We start from the raw sequence: 15,569 nt of genomic DNA on the forward strand, positions 1-15,569 counted from the left end.
CGCGGCGCACGCGTGAGCCTAGCTGTCGCGCGCCACGTCTGCACTGGCGCTGCTGTAGAGCGGCGCCGTCTTCCCACTGGCGATGCTGTCGCCGATAGCCTGCAAGTCGAGAGAAGGCGTCTTCGCGAGCAGCACGTAGGCGAGCCGATTCGTGCGCCACGTGACCGTTTTCATTTCGCCGACCCGACTCGCGCGCACCGGCGCATCGCCCTCGTTTTCCTCGATCACGCACAGCGCGACCGGATCGCCGCGTTCCGGCAGATACACCATCTGAATGAGCGGACGGTCGTGATAGTTCAGGCGCTGCACGCGCTTGAACTTGAGGCCGACCTGACGCAGATCGGGAACGTCGACCGGCATGCCGTCGCGCTGATGGATATCCGCCAGCACCTGCTCGGTGGTGGCCTTGTCTTCCCGGATATTGGCAACCGTGTCGCGCCCGTAGAGCACCTGATAATCCGCGACGCTCTGCACCCATGGATCGACCCCCGGCTTCAACGGATTCACGCCCCCGAGATAACCGGTGAGCACGCCGGAGCAGATCGCACCTGCGACGAAGGCCGCGGCGGCCCATTGCATCGAAAAACGGCGGCTGCCGCGCCGCGCGTCGCGCTCTTGCGGCGCGCTGACGCTCACAAGTTCCTCGATGCGCCGCGTCAGGCTTTCAGGCACGGGCGGCACCGATTGCCGGTCGTAAGCTGCGCGGTAAGGCAGGACCGATGCCTGCAATGCCGCGGCCCGTGCCGCCAGTTCGTCGGAATGCGAGATCGCCGCCTCGACTTCCGCGCGCTGCTCGGGCGAAAGCTCTCCGTCAACATAGGCCATCAGCAGCGTGTCATCGACATTCATCATAATGATTCTCCTTTTCGGGCCGCGGCCGGCGACTGCGCACTGAACTTCTGGCCGATCGTCAGCCGCGCGCGCGACAGCCGGCTCATGACCGTGCCGATCGGCACGTCGAGCACCTCGGCGGCTTCGCGATAGCTGAGTCCTTCGATCGCGACCAGCACCATCACGACACGCTGCGCCTCGGGCAAAGCCTCCACGGCGTCGATCACCTGCCGATGCAACAAATCGAGCTCCGGATTGTGCGCCGCGGGATCGGCGAAGGATTCGATTTCCTCGTCCTGCCAGTCCATGCTGCCGCGGTTTCGAATCGAACGAGCGCGCAGTTCGTTCATCCATGTCGAGTGCACGATCGAAAACAGCCAGCTGAGCGCCGACGTGCCCGGCTGAAGCTGATTGCGCCGCTCGAGCGCCCGCACGCACGCCCGCTGCACGAGATCCTCGGCGTCGTGCGGGTTCTGCGTGAGCCGCAGTGCAAATCGCCATAGCCGCGGCAACAGCGTCGGCAGGACGGTTTGCAGGTCGTCGTCGTTCATCGGCGCAACTCCTGAAATGGGCGCACTCATGATTGACAACACTCCAGGCTGGAATCTATTCCACGAATTTTTCGAGTTTTTTTGCGGAATAAGCAGGCGCGGGCGGCTGTTTTCGGGTCACGGATCGCGCAACGCGGCGCACTCGAACCACCGAATAGGAGACAGATCATGGAGACCCTCCTCGACCGGGCCCGGCAAGCAGGCATGGCGGTCATGCTGGACGCGTGCATCGGACGCGAACGTTTTCATAGCATAGTCGGTTCGGCGGCGACCCTCGAACGATTTGCACAACTTTGCGAAACGCCTGCGGTGGATCGCGAAACGCTCGCGGGCTGGGCGGCGCTGTGCGAGCGCGGGGACATGCCGGCCGTGCAGGCTGCGATCCGCCGGGCGCTCGGCGCGTGATTCAAGGTTGATGCCGGACGTTGAAAAACGCATCGAAGCAGTATGAACAGTTAGCAATCCAAATAAATCAGGGCGATGGAAGTACGCCCGAATTTCAACTTCGCGATCAACGACGACGCGAATTTTGCCTGTGCCGCAAGGCGCATTTTTCTCTGGAGACTGACATGGCCGTAGATATGTTTCTCAAGCTGGGCGACATCAAGGGTGAATCACTGGCGGTGGGTCACACCGACGAAATCGAGGTGCTGAGCTGGTCGTGGGGATGCTCGCAGACGGGCACCACGCACACCGGAACGGGTGGCGGCACCGGGACCGCTTCGGTGCAGGATCTGTCGATCAGCAAGTACATCGACAAGAGCTCGCCCACCATCGTGCAATCGTGCTGCCAGGGCGTGCACATGCCTGAGGCCGTGCTCACGCTGCGCAAGGCGGGCGGCAACGAGCCGGTCGAGTATCTGAAGATCACGCTCAAGGAAGTGCTCATCAGCAGCCATTCGGTCGGCTCGGGCGGCGGCGATCAGGTTGCCGAGAACATCACGCTGAACTTCGCCGAATTCAACATGGAGTACCAGCCGCAGGACAACAACGGCGCGAAGAAGGGCGGCGTGGTGACCGGCAAGTGGAACATCCCGAAAAACTCGGCGACATCCGACTCCGGCGCGAGCAGCAGTTCCAGTTCGTCGAGTTCGACGAGAAGCCGCTAAGCCGCCTTCCGTTCAATGCGCCTCGCGGACACCGCCATGAACCTCGCAGATATCGCAACCTGGCTGACCGACCTCACGCCGGATTCTCCGTGCGGCGAGGACGAAGAGTACAGCGCCGATTTCCGGGCGCTGGAGCAGGCAATCGCCGGCAAGCCCGACGCCCAGTATGGCGGCACCGTGATCGCCGCGACGCCGCCCGACTGGACGCTGGCTCACGCCCTCGCGACGGCCCTGCTCGCACGCACACGCGACTTGCGGGTGGCGGTGCATTACACGCGGGCGAGCATGGTCCGCGAGGACTTCATCGGGCTTGCGCGCGGGCTCGCGCTGATCGAAGGGCTGCTCGCGCGGCACTGGAGCGGCGTGCATCCGCAACTCGATGCAAGCGATGGCGACGATCCGACCGCGCGCGTCAACGCGCTGTCGGCGCTCATCGACGGCTCCGGGCTCGTGGGCGAGCTGCGCGATACGCCCTTCGTCGCGCCGCGCGGCCAGCGCGGATTCACGCTGCGCGACATGGAAGTGCTCGCGGGCGAAGCGCCGCTTTTCGAAGGCGACGAGATGCCGACCCTCGCGGCCATCGATGCGGCGTTCGCTCAAGCGGGCGCCGAAGCGGGACGGGCGCAGTGCGAGGCGCTGTCGTCGGCGCGGGCTTCGCTCACGCAGATCGAGACCTTGCTGACAGAGCACGTGGGGCCGGCGCGCGCGCTCGACTTCGGGCCGCTCGCGCGTCCGCTCGGGCGCATCGCGGAGTTCGTGGCGGCGCGGGTCGGAGCGCCCGATCCGGATACGGGGCGAGGGGGCAGTGCGATGGAGACCCATAGCAGTGAAGAGGGCGCGGGTTGCGCAGCGGCGGCGCATGCCGCCATCGGCGGACCCGCCACGCCCCGGCGTATCGCGAGCGCGCAGGACGTGAGCGATGCGCTCGACGCGATCTGCGCCTACTACGACGAGCACGAGCCATCGAGCCCGCTGCCGGTGCTGCTGCAGCGGGCCCGCAGGCTGGTCGGCAAGCGCTTCATGGAAATCATCGAGGACGTCGCGCCGGACGGCGCACATCAATTCAGGCATCTGGGCGGGGTCGTCTGACCGGACTCAGGCAAAAGCAAAGGAGTGGACATCGTGGCAAAGGAAAGCAGTCAGAAATTCATCGCGCGCAATCGCGCGCCGCGCGTGCAGATTGAATACGACGTCGAAGTCTACGGCTCGGAAAAGAAAGTGAACCTGCCCTTCGTGATGGGCGTGCTCGCGGATCTCTCCGGCCAGAGCGCGGAGCCGCTCGCGCCCGCCGCCGAGCGGAAGTTCCTGGAGGTCGATGTCGACAACTTCGACGAGCGTCTCAAGTCGATGAAGCCGCGCGTCGCGGTGCAGGTGCCCAACACGCTGACGGGCGAGGGCAACGTCGCCGTCGATCTGACTTTCGAGAGCATGGACGACTTCACGCCCGCCGCCATCGCACGCAAGGTCGAACCGCTGCGGCAACTGCTGGAGGCGCGCACGCAGCTCGCCAACCTGCTGACCTACATGGACGGCAAGACCGGCGCCGAAGCGCTGATCGCGCGCCTGCTGGAAGAACCCGCGCTGATGAAAGCACTGAGCGCAGAGCCTCGCCCGAACGGCGACGAAGACGAGCCCACTACCGGAGCATGACGCGATGAACGATCTCAGCATCCAGCAACAGGCCGGCGCCAGCGTGATGGAAACGGCGCCCGCGCTCGACGATTTCTCCACGCTGCTGCAAAAGGAATTCAAGCCGAAGTCCGAGCGGGCCCGCGATGCCGTCGAACGCGCCGTGCGCACGCTTGCCGAGCAGGCGCTGCGCGACACCGGCGTGATCTCGGGCGACGTCCTCGCGACCATCGAGGCGCTGATCGCGCAGATCGATCAGGCGCTCACCGGCCAGATCAATCTGATCCTGCACAGCGAGCCGTTCCAGAAGGTCGAGAGCGCATGGCGCGGCCTGCACTACCTCGTGAACAATACGGAGACCGACGAGTCGCTCAAGATCCGCGTGCTGAACATCTCGAAGCCGGAACTGCACAAGACGCTGAAGAAGTATCGCGGCGTGGCGTGGGATCAGAGCCCGCTCTTCAAGAAGCTCTACGAGGAGGAGTACGGACAGTTCGGCGGCGAGCCTTACGGCGCGCTCGTCGCGGATTACTACTTCGATCACAGCGGCCCCGACGTCGACCTGCTCACGCAGATCGCGAAGATCGCGGCGGCGGCGCATGCGCCGTTCATCGCGGGCGCGGATCCGGCCGCGCTCCTGATGGAGTCGTGGCAGGAACTCGCCAATCCGCGTGATCTGACCAAGATCTTCCAGACGCCCGAGCATGCCGCGTGGCGCTCGCTGCGCGATTCGGAGGATTCGCGCTACATCGGCCTCGCGATGCCGCGCTTTCTGGCGCGCGCGCCCTACGGCGCGAAAACGGACCCGGTCGAAGCCTTCGATTTCGAGGAAGACACCGCAGGCGCGAACAGCAGCAAGTACGCGTGGGCGAACGCGGCGTATGCGATGGCGGCGAACATCACGCGCTCGTTCAGGATGTTCGGCTGGTGCTCGCGCATTCGCGGCGTCGAGTCGGGCGGTGCGGTCGAAGGCCTGCCGGTTCACGCGTTTCCGACGGACGACGGCGGCGTGGACATGAAGTGCCCGACCGAGATCGCGATCAGCGACCGCCGCGAGGCCGAGCTTGCCAAGAACGGCTTCATGCCGCTCGTGCACAAGAAGAACTCGGACTTCGCGGCGTTCATCGGCGCGCAATCGCTGCACAAGCCGGCCGAGTACGAAGACCCGGACGCCACCGCGAACGCCAATCTCGCGGCGCGCCTGCCGTATCTCTTCGCGTGCAGCCGCTTCGCGCATTACCTCAAGTGCATCGTGCGCGACAAGCTCGGCTCGTTCAAGGAACGCGAGGACATGGAGCGCTGGCTGCAGAACTGGATTCTCCAGTATGTCGATGGCGACCCCACGCACTCGTCCGACGACACCAAGGCGCGCAAGCCGCTCGCGGATGCGCAGGTCGTCGTCGAGGAAGTGGCGGGCAATCCGGGCTACTACACGTCGAAGTTCTTCCTGCGCCCGCATTACCAGCTCGAAGGTCTCACGGTGTCGCTGCGGCTCGTGTCGAAGCTGCCGACCGCCAAGACCGCCTGAGCCTCGCCGTGTCCGCCCGTCCTGCCTCGTTTGCTCAAAGGGAGTTGCTCATGTCCGAACCCTCCGCCCGTGACCGCCTGCAACCGTCGTTGCTGGACCGGCTGACCGATTTCGAGCCGCACGCGCGTCATGAAGCGCGCGAGCGTCGCGTGGTGTCGGCGCGCGCGCTGCGCGAGAGCGTCCAACGCGACATCGGCTGGCTGCTGAACGCGAGCGGTCTCGCGGACGGCGCACACGCGCCCGGTCTGCCGCACGTCGCGACATCGGTGCTGAACTACGGCCTGCCGGACCTCGCGGGGCGCAACGTCGCGGCGCTCACGCCCGGCGCGCTCGAGCGCGTGATCCGCGACGCGCTGTGGGCGTTCGAGCCGCGCCTCGCGCGCGAATCGGTGCGCGTGACGGCGATCGACGATACGAAGGGCGCGGCGCGCAGCCATGTGATCCGCTTCGAGATCGAGGCGCAGATGTGGTCCCAGCCGTATCCCGAGCGGCTTTTTCTGCGCACGGAACTGGATCTCGAAGCGGGCGAAGTGCGCGTCGCCGATGCATCGACCACGCGCGCCGGATCATCGGCCGGGGAGCAGCAGGCATGAACCCCGCGTTCCTCAAGTACTACAGCCAGGAGCTTCAGCACGTCCGGGAGATGGGCGGTGAATTCGCCGCCGCGTTTCCGAAGATCGCGGGACGGCTCGCGCTCGACGGCGTCGAATGCGCGGACCCGTACGTCGAGCGGTTGCTCGAAGGCTTCAGCTTCCTCGCCGCGCGCGTCCAGATGAAGCTCGACGCCGAGTTCCCGCGCTTCACGCAGCATCTGCTCGAACTGGCATATCCGCACTATCTGGCGCCGACGCCGTCGATGGCGGTCGTCCAGTTGCACGCGGACCATAGGAATCCGCAGCTTGCCGCGAGCGCCGATGGCATCGTCGTGCCGCGCCATACGGCGTTGCGAGGCATGCTCGACAAGTCCGCCTCCACGCGTTGCGAATACCGCACCGCGCATGCGCTCACGCTGTGGCCGGTCGAGATCGCGCGGGCGAAGTTCTTCACCCATGCGGGCGGCCCCGGTGCATCGTCGTTGCCGGCCAACGTCCGGGGCGGGCTGCGCCTGCGTCTGCGCGCGACCGGCGCGCTCGGCTTCGAGCGCCTTTCGCTCGATCGTCTCGCGCTCTATCTGCGCGGTCCGGACGGCTTGCCCGCGCGCCTGCACGAGCGTCTGCTCGCGCATTGCATCGGCGTGGCGGTGATGCAGCCGGGCGACGGCGCAAGCGCGTCGACCACGCTCGCCGTGCTCCCGAAGACCGCGTTGCAGCCGATGGGTTTCGCCGAGGACGAGGCGCTCCTGCCGGTCGGTCAGCAATCGTTCGACGGCTATCGGCTCTTGCAGGAGTATTTCGCCTTCGCGCCGCGCTTCATGTTCGTCGAGCTGGCCGGCCTGCGCGACGCGCTTCGTCTTTGCCGCGGCGCGGAAGCGGAGATCGTGATCCTGCTCGATCAGGCCGATGCGTCGCTCGAACGCGGGGTCGACGTTTCGCACTTCGCGCTCAACTGCACGCCCGCGATCAACCTGTTTCGCCGCCGCACCGACCGCGTCGCGCTGTCGGACACCGAGTTCGAGTATCACGTCGTCGTCGACCGCACGCGGCCGATGGACTACGAGATCCATCAGATCGACGAAGTGACCGGCTACGGCGCGGGCGCGGCCGCCGAGAAGCAGTATCGGCCGTTCTACTGCGCGAAGGATCTCGATGCGCCGGGCGAGGGCGGCGCGTTCTATCAGTTGCGGCGCGAGGCGCGGCGTGCGTCGGTGCGGCAGCAGCAAAGCGGCGCGCGCAGCAGCTATCTCGGCAGCGAAGCCTTCATCGCGCTGGTCGATGCGGCGAGCGCGCCCGAGCGCGGCGAAGTGCGTCAGCTCGGCATCAGCGCGTGGTGCACGAACCGCGATCTGCCGCTTTCGATGCCCGTCGGCGCGGGTTCGACCGACTTCACGCTCGATGCCGAGGCGCCCGTCACCGCCGTGCGCTGCGTCGCGGGCCCGAGCCGGCCGCTGCCGTCGTTCGCGCAGGGGCCGGCGTCGTGGCGGCTGCTCGATCATCTTTCGCTGAACTACGCGTCGCTCGTGGATACGAACGCGCAGGAAGGCGCCCGCGCGCTGCGGGAACTGCTCGCGCTGTACTGCCCCGCCGACGATGCCGCCGCGCACCGGCAGGTCGAAGGCCTGCGCTCGGTGTCGTGCGAGCCGGTCGTGCGCCGCCTGCCGTCGCCGGGGCCGATCGTCTACGGGCGCGGCCTCGCGGTCACGCTGCGCTTCGACGACGCCGCGTTCGAAGGCGCGAGCGCGTTTTTGCTCGGCGCGGTGCTCGCGCAGTTCTTCGCGCGCTACGTGTCGATCAATTCGTTCACCGAGACCGCCGTCGCGACGCTCGCGCGCGGCCCGATCATGCAGTGGCCTGCGAGGACCGGACGATGCGCGACGCTCTGACCCTCGACGGCATGCTCGTCCGTGACGCGCGCCGCTTCGACTTCTTCCAGGCGCTGCGGCTCATCGAGCAGGCGCATGCAGAGCGCCCGCGCCTCGGCCGCTCGCTCGCCGCGCGCGACGATGCCGTGCGCCTCTCGCAGGACCCGGAGCTGATCTTTCATCCGACCGCGCTCGGCGAATACGTGCCGGGCGAGAACGGCCGGCCGGGGCGGCTCGCGGTGAATTTTCTCGGCCTGCTCGGCCCCAACGGCCCGCTGCCGACGCACCTGACCGCTTACGTGCGCGAGCGCGTCCGTCACGCGAACGATCCCACGCTCGCGCGCTTTCTCGACGTGTTTCATCACCGGATGCTGTCGCTGTTCTATCGCGCGTGGGCGGATGCGCAGCCGGTCGTGAGCGCCGACCGTCCGGGCGACGATCGCTTCGCGGGCTACGTCGGCAGCCTGTTCGGTCTCGGCGCGCCCGCGCTCGCCGATCGCGACGCGGTGCCCGATTCCGCGAAGCGCCACTTCGCCGGCATCCTCGCCGCGCCCACGCGCCATGCGAGCGGGCTGCGGCTCATTCTCTCGCGCTTCTTCGGCGTGCCGGTGTCGGTCGAGCCGTGGCGCGGCCACTGGATCACGCTGCCGGAAGAAGGCCGCACGCGTCTGTCCGGCGCGCGGCTCGGCGAATCGACGGTCGTCGGCACGCGGGTGTGGGACTGCCAGCACAAGTTCCGCATCGTGATCGGGCCGCTGCGCTACGCGGACTTCGCGCGCTTCCTGCCGGGCGGGCAGAGCCTCGTGAAACTCGCCGACTGGGTCCGCGATTACGTGCGCGATCCGCTCGACTGGGACGTATCGCTGCATCTGAAGCGCGACGACGTGCCCGCGCTGCGTCTGCAGGGCAATACCGCGCACGGCGCGCGTCTGGGCTGGAACACGTGGCTCACGAGCGGCGCGCCCGTGCATGACAACCATCGGGTCGTGATCGCCGGGCAGGCGGGCGCGAGCCATCGCAAGGAGACTCCTCATGACTGAGATCAGCCGCATGGCGTTGTTCGGCAAGCTTCATCCGCTCGCCTATCGGGCGATAGAAAACGGCGCGGCGTTCTGCAAGTTGCGCGGCAATCCGTATGTCGAGCTCGCGCACTGGGTGCATCAGATCCTGCTCGCGGCGGATTCCGACCTGCGGCGCCTCGTGCGTCACTTCGATCTCGACGAGACCGCGCTCGAACGCGATCTGACCGCCGCGCTCGACCGCCTGCCGCGCGGCGCGAGCGCAGTCTCCGACATCTCCGCGCAGGTCGACGAAGCCGTCGAGCGCGGCTGGGTCTTCGGCTCGCTGATGTTCGACGCCGCGAACGTGCGCACGGGCCATCTCGTGATCGGCATTCTCCGCACGCCGAACCTGCGCAACGCGCTTTACGCGCTCTCGCGCCAGTTCGAGAAGATCAGCTTCGATGCATTGTCCGCACGCTTCGATGCGCTGCTCGAAGGCTCGCCCGAAGCGCAGGCCGCGCCTGCCGCCGAGCCCGTGGCGCTGCCCGCGCAGCATGACGCGCTCTCCCGCTATACCGTCGATCTGACCGCCGAGGCGCGCGAGGGCAAGCTCGATCCCATCGTCGGGCGCGACATGGAGATTCGCCAGGTCGTCGACATTCTCATGCGCCGCCGCCAGAACAACCCGATCCTCACGGGCGAGGCGGGCGTCGGCAAGACGGCGGTGGTGGAAGGCTTCGCGCAGCGCATCGTCGCGGGCGAGGTGCCCCCCGCGTTGCGCGACGCCGTTGTGCGCACGCTCGATGTCGGCCTGCTGCAGGCGGGGGCGAGCGTGAAGGGCGAGTTCGAGAACCGGCTCAAGCAGGTGATCGAGCAGGTGCAGAAGTCGGACAAGCCGGTGATCCTTTTCATCGACGAGGCGCATACGCTCGTCGGCGCGGGCGGCGCGGCCGGCACCGGCGATGCGGCCAACCTGCTCAAGCCCGCGCTCGCGCGCGGCACGCTGCGCACCATCGCCGCGACGACGTGGGTCGAATACAAGAAGCACATCGAGAAGGACCCGGCGCTCACGCGCCGCTTTCAGGTCGTGAAAGTGCCCGAGCCTTCGGAGGACAACGCGATTGCGATGATGCGCGGCCTCGTGCGCAAGATGGAGTCGCATCACGGCGTGCAGGTGCTCGACGAGGCGCTCGAAGCGGCGGTGAAGCTCTCGCATCGCTTCATTCCCGCGCGCCAGTTGCCCGACAAGGCCGTGAGCCTGCTCGACACCGCCTGCGCGCGCGTCGCGGTGAGCCAGCAGGCGCTGCCCCCGGCCATCGACGATGCGAAGCGGCGCATCGAAACGTGGCAGACCGAAAGCGAGATCGTGGCGCGTGAAGCCGCGCTCGGCATCGACACGCAGGAACGCGCGGCGGATGTCGCCGCGCGCCTCGACGCCGAGCGTGCGCGTCTCGCGGAATTGACGGCGCGCTGGGAAGCCGAACGTGCGCTGGTCGCGCGCATTCTCGCGGCGCGCCGTGCGATCGGGGAGGGCGGCGAAGCCGTGACCCTCTCCGACCTGCAGGGCCTGACCGATGAACTCGCGCAACGCCAGGGCGAAGCGCCGCTGATTCTGCCGGGCGTGGACGCGCATGCGGTGGCATCGGTCGTGCAGGACTGGACCGGCATTCCGGTCGGCCGCATGGTGCGCGACGAAGCCGCGAGCGTGCTCGATCTCGCCACGACGCTGAACCGGCGCATCGTCGGGCAACGCCACGCGATGGACATGATCGCGCGCCGCGTGCAGACCGCGCGCGCCGGCCTCGACGATCCCGGCAAGCCCGTCGGCGTGTTCATGCTGGCGGGCACCTCGGGCGTCGGCAAGACCGAAACCGCGCTCGCGCTCGCCGAAGCGCTTTATGGCGGCGAAGAGAACGTCGTCACCGTGAACATGAGCGAGTACCAGGAAGCGCACACGGTGTCGCTGCTCAAGGGCGCGCCGCCGGGATATGTCGGCTACGGCGAAGGCGGCGTGCTCACCGAGGCGGTGCGGCGTCGTCCGTACAGCGTCGTGCTGCTCGACGAATTCGAGAAGGCGCATCCGGACGTGCACAAGCTGTTCTTTCAGGTCTTCGACAAGGGCCGCATGGAAGACGGCGAGGGCCGCGAGATCGACTTTTCCAACACGCTGATCCTGCTCACAACCAACGTCGGCACCGAGCTGATCACGCAACTGTGCGGTGGCGGGCGCGAGACGCCGTCGCCCGAAGAGATCGCGCGTGCGCTGCGCGCGCCGCTGCTCGACGCCTTCCCGCCCGCGCTGCTCGGGCGCGTCGCGGTGATTCCGTACTACCCGCTCGACGACACGATGCTCGATGCGGTGATTCGCCTGCAGCTCGCTCGCATCGAGCGGCGCATCGCGGAGCGCCATCGCGTGAAGTTCGCCTATGACGACGCCGTGGTCCGACAGATCGCGCGCCGCTGCACCGAGCTCGCGAGCGGCGGCCGCATGATCGACGCGATCCTCACCAATACCGTGCTGCCCCGCGTGAGCGCGGAATTCCTCGGCCGTCTCGTCGATGGCCGCAGTATCGGAAAAGTCGAGGTCGGCGTATGCGACGGCGACTTCACCTATGCCTTCGATTGACAGGGAGCCAGCCATGCCTCAACAAGTCAGCATGGGCGCGACGTTGCAGTGCTCGTTCGGCATGACGCCGTCGACGCTCGTCGTGCTGCCCGTGAACCGCGTGCGCTGCGAAGGGCCGCTCGCCGCGAACATCATGGATCACGAGCCGCTCGTGAACATCATGCCGTTCGGCATGTGCACGTCGGCGGCGAATCCCGAAGTCGCCTCGGCGACCGCCGCCGCGCTCGGCGTCCTGACGCCGATGCCCTGCGTGCCCGCGACCATGACGCCGTGGGCGCCGGGCGCGGTCACCGTGCTGCTCGGCAACCAGCCTTCGCTCGACAACGTGTCCAGGTGCCTCTGCAACTGGGGCGGCGTGGTGACGGTCGTCGAGCCGGCGACGTGCGCCACCCGGATTCCCTGAAGACGAGGCCCGCCATGATGCTCTCCGATACCAATCGCATCGCGCACGTGAGCTGTGCGCTCGGCAAGAACGCGCTCGTGCTCTGGCGCATGCGCGGACGCGAGGCGCTGGGGCGGCTCGCGCAATGGGATCTCGAACTGCTCGCCGATCAGTCGAATCTCGACATCGCGACGATGCTCGGCAGTGATTTCTCGCTGTCGCTGGAGATTCCGGGCGACGGCGCGCGCGAATACAACGGCATCGTCACGGCGTTCGAGCTGGCGCGGCCCGCGAGCACGCAGCCCAACCGGCCGGCGCTGTATCGCGCAACGGTGCGGCCGCGCCTGTGGCTGCTCACGCGCGCGTCGCATTGCCGGTTCTTTCATCAGATGACGGTGCCCGCGATCATCGGCAAGGTGCTCGCCGACTATCACATCGACTTCGAGAACAAATGCTCGGCGGCGTATCCGAGCCTCGAACACTGCGCGCAGTACCGCGAGACCGACTTCGATTTCGTGAGCCGGCTCGCCGAGCGCGAAGGCATTTACTACTTCATCGAGCATCGGGGCGGCACGCATCGGATGATTCTCACGGATTCGTCGCAGGTGCACGAGAGCGCGCCGCACGGCGCGACGCTGCGCTTTCGTCCGCAGCCCGCCGCGCCGCACGAGCACGAATGGGTCTATGCGTGGTCCGCGGGCGGCGAGGTGGCGACGGGCATCGTCGAAACCAACGACTACGACTTCGAGAAGCCGTCGCAATCGGCGCAGGAAGGTCTCGTCGCGCGCGCCCGGCGCAGCGAGCCGTTCGACAAGGCCGTCTACGCGATGCAGGAGCATGGCCTCGGCTACACGCGTCACGAGGACGCCGAGCGCTTCGCACGCGCGCATGTCGATGCGCATCAGGCGGGCAACGTCTTCGTGAGCGCTCGCGCGACGGCGCGCGGCATCTGGCCCGGCGGCCTCGTCAGGCTCACCGGCCATCCGCTCGACGTGCAAAACCGCGAGCATCTCGTCGTGGCGGCCGAGTACGCGCTCAACTCGGACGACTATCTGTCCACGCTCGACGCGCGCGACCGGCCGCCCGTTTTCGATTGCGCGTTCAGGGCGCTGCCGCGCGATGCCGGCTTCCGCGCCGCGCGCAGCACGCCCCGCGCATGTGTCGCGGGACCGCAGACGGCGGTGGTCGTCGGGCCGAAGGGCGAGGAAATTCATACCGACAAATACGGCCGCATCAAAGTGCAGTTCCATTGGGAACAGCTCGGCCCCACGGAGGCGCGCGAGTCCTTGCAGCGCTGCTGGGTGCGCGTCGCGCAGCCGTGGGCGGGCAAGGGCTACGGGGCGTTCTTTCTGCCGCGCATCGGTCAGGAAGTGCTCGTGCATTTCATCGAGGGCGACCCGGACCAGCCGCTCGTGATCGGCAGTGTCTACAACGCGGCGCAGACGACACCAGACGAACTCCCCGCGAAGATGGCGCGCACGACGCTCAGGAGCAATTCGACCAAAGGCGGCAACGGTTTCAACGAAATGCGTTTCGACGATACCAAAGACACCGAGCAACTGTTCTTTCACGCCGAGCGCGATCTGGAGACGTGGGTGAAGCACGACGCGCTGACGCGCATCGGCGGCGAACGGCATGTAATCGTCGAGCACGACGATCTTGCGCGCTGCAACGGCAGCCGCAGCGACGCGGTGCAGGGCGGTCACAGCGCGCGCATCGGCGGCAAATATTCGCTCGATGTCGGCGGCGATACACATCACAAAAGCGGGGCGAATATTTTGGTGGGGGCGGGTGTTAACGTCGATGTGAAGGGCGGGGCCAACGTCACCATCGAGGCGGGCGTGACGCTCACGCTCAAGGCGGGCGGCAACACGATCGTGCTGGGGCCGGAAGGCATCGCGATCAGCGCGGCCGGGCCGGTGTCGATCGACGGCGTCGTCGTGCAGATCAACTGCGGCGGCGGCGGTGGCGGCGCGGGCGCGGCGAGCGCATCGCCGGATGCGCCCGCCGATCCCCGGCAGGCCGACGACGGCACCACATGAACGCACACGAAGGAGAGATCATGCATCTGACGCTCGCGGTCGAGACCTATCAGGGCATCCCGACCGACGCCCCGCTTTCGTGCCGCTTCGGCGCGGCGGGCGGCACCATCGGGCGCGGCTCCGACAACACGCTCGTGTTGCCGGATGCGGCGAAGACCGTGTCGCGGGTGCATGCGCGCATCGACTGGACCGAGGACGGCTGGCGGCTCGCCGACCTCGGCAGCAATCCGAGCCGGCTCAATGGCCGGCCGCTGTCCGCCGGGCAGAGCGCGCGTCTTGCCAGCGGCGACCGGCTGGAGATGGGCGGCTACCGGCTCGATGTGCGGACGATGGAACGCGCGCCCGCCGAAGCTTTCGATGCGCCGCCCGGCGTGCATGACCGCCACGGTTTCGATCCGCTCGAAGCCGTGAGCCTTCAGGACAACGCAGCGCCGCGCTCTTTCGCGCACGATCCGCTCGCGCTGGCGGCGGTCCTCGCTGATGCGCCGCTGCCGGGTCCGCGCTTCGATCCGCTCGCCGCGCCGCTCGACGGTGAGCACGAACCCGCGACGCGGCTCGATGGACGCGCGGCGTTCGCCGGATCGCAGAGCGATCACGTGGCGCCGGAGCAGTTCGCCTATGTGCCGCCAGCCGGCGCGGTAGCGCATGCGCCGGCGGGCGGCATTCCGCATGATTACGACCCGTTGAGCGAAGACGCATGCGCGCCGCTCGCGGCCGTCGTGACTCCGCCGGCGCAGCCTGCCGCGATAAGGCCCGAAGAAAGACCCGAAGAAAGACCCGAAGCGGCCAACGAAGCCATTGCCGAATCGGCCTTTGCCGCGCTGCTCGACGGCATGGGCGTCGATGCCGGCACGCTCGGCACGCGCAACGCCGCCGAAATCGCGCGTCTCGCCGGCGCGATGCTGCGCACGGCGGTGCGCGGCGTAGTCGACGTGCTGCTGTCGCGCTCGGTCCTCAAGCGCGAAATCAGCCTCGACACGACGATGCTCGTCCAGCGCGACAACAACCCGCTCAAGTTCTTCCCCGACGGCGACGGCGCGCTCGCGCAGATGCTGCGTGGCGCGAGCACGGGATATCTGCCCGCGCAGACCGCGCTCGAAGGCGCGTTCGACGACATCCGCCGACACGAGCTCGCGGTCCTCGCGGGCACGCGCGCCGCCATGCAGCATCTGCTCGGCCGCTTCGATCCGCAGGCGCTCACGCGCGCCGATACGCGGCGCGGCTGGCTCGACTGGCTACCCGCATGCCGCAAGGCGCGGCAGTGGGACCGTCTCGTCGCGCTGCATGCCGAGCTCACCCGCGCGAGCGCCGACGACCTTCAGGCGCTGTGCGGCAGCGCGTTCAACGACGCATACGAGCAGCACGCGAACAGCTTCGCCGATACGAAGCAGACTTCCTTCCACTGAGAGCGA

General features: G+C 67.7%; 14 protein-coding genes. 12 read left to right on the forward strand and 2 right to left on the reverse strand.

Going from position 1 to position 15,569, the window contains the following annotated elements; translation table 11 throughout:
• Positions 1-18 precede the first annotated feature (18 nt).
• Both NCR38_RS32065 and NCR38_RS32070 read right to left on the reverse strand, forming a co-directional pair.
• Positions 19-852 carry an anti-sigma factor gene (locus NCR38_RS32065; protein WP_250478335.1) on the reverse strand — a complete coding sequence of 278 codons (834 nt, stop codon included), beginning with the start codon at positions 850-852 and terminating at the stop codon, positions 19-21.
• Positions 849-1,382, reverse strand: a complete 534-nt coding sequence (locus NCR38_RS32070; protein WP_061118443.1) for an RNA polymerase sigma factor — start codon at positions 1,380-1,382, stop codon at positions 849-851. Before NCR38_RS32070 ends, NCR38_RS32065 begins: the two co-directional genes overlap by 4 nt.
• A gap of 168 nt (positions 1,383-1,550) precedes the next feature.
• On the opposite strand from NCR38_RS32070, the gene NCR38_RS32075 reads away from it, so the two are divergent.
• The 12 genes from NCR38_RS32075 to tagH all read left to right on the forward strand — a co-directional run bounded on the left by NCR38_RS32075 (position 1,551) and on the right by tagH (position 15,563).
• Positions 1,551-1,787 carry a hypothetical protein gene (locus NCR38_RS32075; protein WP_250478336.1) on the forward strand — a complete coding sequence of 79 codons (237 nt, stop codon included), beginning with the start codon at positions 1,551-1,553 and terminating at the stop codon, positions 1,785-1,787.
• Between the two features lie 164 nt (positions 1,788-1,951).
• Positions 1,952-2,491, forward strand: a complete 540-nt coding sequence (locus NCR38_RS32080) for a type VI secretion system tube protein Hcp (RefSeq protein WP_061118445.1) — start codon at positions 1,952-1,954, stop codon at positions 2,489-2,491.
• A gap of 36 nt (positions 2,492-2,527) precedes the next feature.
• Positions 2,528-3,580 (forward strand): type VI secretion system protein TssA, encoded by a 1,053-nt coding sequence (gene tssA, locus NCR38_RS32085; RefSeq protein WP_061118552.1) that lies wholly within the window; start codon positions 2,528-2,530, stop codon positions 3,578-3,580.
• Positions 3,581-3,613: 33 nt separating this feature from the next.
• Positions 3,614-4,141 (forward strand): type VI secretion system contractile sheath small subunit, encoded by a 528-nt coding sequence (gene tssB / locus NCR38_RS32090; RefSeq protein WP_250478337.1) that lies wholly within the window; start codon positions 3,614-3,616, stop codon positions 4,139-4,141.
• Between the two features lie 46 nt (positions 4,142-4,187).
• On the forward strand, positions 4,188-5,648 hold the full coding sequence (tssC, locus tag NCR38_RS32095; protein WP_409219334.1) for a type VI secretion system contractile sheath large subunit: 1,461 nt from the start codon (positions 4,188-4,190) through the stop codon (positions 5,646-5,648).
• A gap of 50 nt (positions 5,649-5,698) precedes the next feature.
• Positions 5,699-6,241: a type VI secretion system baseplate subunit TssE gene (gene tssE / locus NCR38_RS32100; protein ID WP_061118447.1), complete on the forward strand. Its 543-nt coding sequence runs from the start codon at positions 5,699-5,701 to the stop codon at positions 6,239-6,241.
• On the forward strand, positions 6,238-8,127 hold the full coding sequence (gene tssF / locus NCR38_RS32105) for a type VI secretion system baseplate subunit TssF (protein WP_250478339.1): 1,890 nt from the start codon (positions 6,238-6,240) through the stop codon (positions 8,125-8,127). Before tssE ends, tssF begins: the two co-directional genes overlap by 4 nt.
• Entirely contained in the window at positions 8,112-9,146 is a 1,035-nt protein-coding gene (gene tssG / locus NCR38_RS32110; RefSeq protein WP_250478340.1) for a type VI secretion system baseplate subunit TssG, read from the forward strand. The genes tssF and tssG overlap by 16 nt, the downstream gene beginning before the upstream one ends.
• Complete coding sequence (tssH, locus tag NCR38_RS32115; RefSeq protein ID WP_250478341.1) at positions 9,139-11,733, forward strand: type VI secretion system ATPase TssH; 2,595 nt, start codon at positions 9,139-9,141, stop codon at positions 11,731-11,733. The genes tssG and tssH overlap by 8 nt, the downstream gene beginning before the upstream one ends.
• A gap of 13 nt (positions 11,734-11,746) precedes the next feature.
• Positions 11,747-12,136, forward strand: a complete 390-nt coding sequence (locus tag NCR38_RS32120) for a DUF4280 domain-containing protein (protein WP_250478342.1) — start codon at positions 11,747-11,749, stop codon at positions 12,134-12,136.
• Positions 12,137-12,150: 14 nt separating this feature from the next.
• Positions 12,151-14,157, forward strand: coding sequence for a type VI secretion system Vgr family protein (locus NCR38_RS32125; RefSeq protein ID WP_250478343.1), 2,007 nt, complete (start codon positions 12,151-12,153; stop codon positions 14,155-14,157).
• The gene (gene tagH / locus NCR38_RS32130; RefSeq protein WP_250478344.1) at positions 14,154-15,563 is read left to right on the forward strand and encodes a type VI secretion system-associated FHA domain protein TagH; all 1,410 of its coding nucleotides are present in this window, start codon (positions 14,154-14,156) and stop codon (positions 15,561-15,563) included. The genes NCR38_RS32125 and tagH overlap by 4 nt, the downstream gene beginning before the upstream one ends.
• Positions 15,564-15,569 lie beyond the last annotated feature (6 nt).

Origin of the sequence: Caballeronia sp. INML1 (assembly GCF_023631085.1) — a bacterium.
Classification (GTDB): domain Bacteria; phylum Pseudomonadota; class Gammaproteobacteria; order Burkholderiales; family Burkholderiaceae; genus Caballeronia; species Caballeronia turbans.

What these genes read in the sequence shown, in the direction of transcription:
- tagH (WP_250478344.1), top strand. Translation starts at nt 14,154, where the DNA reads ATGAACGCACACGAAGGAGAGATCATGCATCTGACGCTCGCGGTCGAG.
- NCR38_RS32070 (WP_061118443.1), bottom strand. Translation starts at nt 1,382, where the DNA reads ATGAACGACGACGACCTGCAAACCGTCCTGCCGACGCTGTTGCCGCGG.
- tssG (WP_250478340.1), top strand. Translation starts at nt 8,112, where the DNA reads ATGCGCGACGCTCTGACCCTCGACGGCATGCTCGTCCGTGACGCGCGC.
- NCR38_RS32120 (WP_250478342.1), top strand. Translation starts at nt 11,747, where the DNA reads ATGCCTCAACAAGTCAGCATGGGCGCGACGTTGCAGTGCTCGTTCGGC.
- tssF (WP_250478339.1), top strand. Translation starts at nt 6,238, where the DNA reads ATGAACCCCGCGTTCCTCAAGTACTACAGCCAGGAGCTTCAGCACGTC.
- NCR38_RS32125 (WP_250478343.1), top strand. Translation starts at nt 12,151, where the DNA reads ATGATGCTCTCCGATACCAATCGCATCGCGCACGTGAGCTGTGCGCTC.
- tssH (WP_250478341.1), top strand. Translation starts at nt 9,139, where the DNA reads ATGACTGAGATCAGCCGCATGGCGTTGTTCGGCAAGCTTCATCCGCTC.
- tssC (WP_409219334.1), top strand. Translation starts at nt 4,188, where the DNA reads ATGGAAACGGCGCCCGCGCTCGACGATTTCTCCACGCTGCTGCAAAAG.
- tssA (WP_061118552.1), top strand. Translation starts at nt 2,528, where the DNA reads ATGAACCTCGCAGATATCGCAACCTGGCTGACCGACCTCACGCCGGAT.
- NCR38_RS32080 (WP_061118445.1), top strand. Translation starts at nt 1,952, where the DNA reads ATGGCCGTAGATATGTTTCTCAAGCTGGGCGACATCAAGGGTGAATCA.
- NCR38_RS32065 (WP_250478335.1), bottom strand. Translation starts at nt 852, where the DNA reads ATGATGAATGTCGATGACACGCTGCTGATGGCCTATGTTGACGGAGAG.
- tssE (WP_061118447.1), top strand. Translation starts at nt 5,699, where the DNA reads ATGTCCGAACCCTCCGCCCGTGACCGCCTGCAACCGTCGTTGCTGGAC.
- NCR38_RS32075 (WP_250478336.1), top strand. Translation starts at nt 1,551, where the DNA reads ATGGAGACCCTCCTCGACCGGGCCCGGCAAGCAGGCATGGCGGTCATG.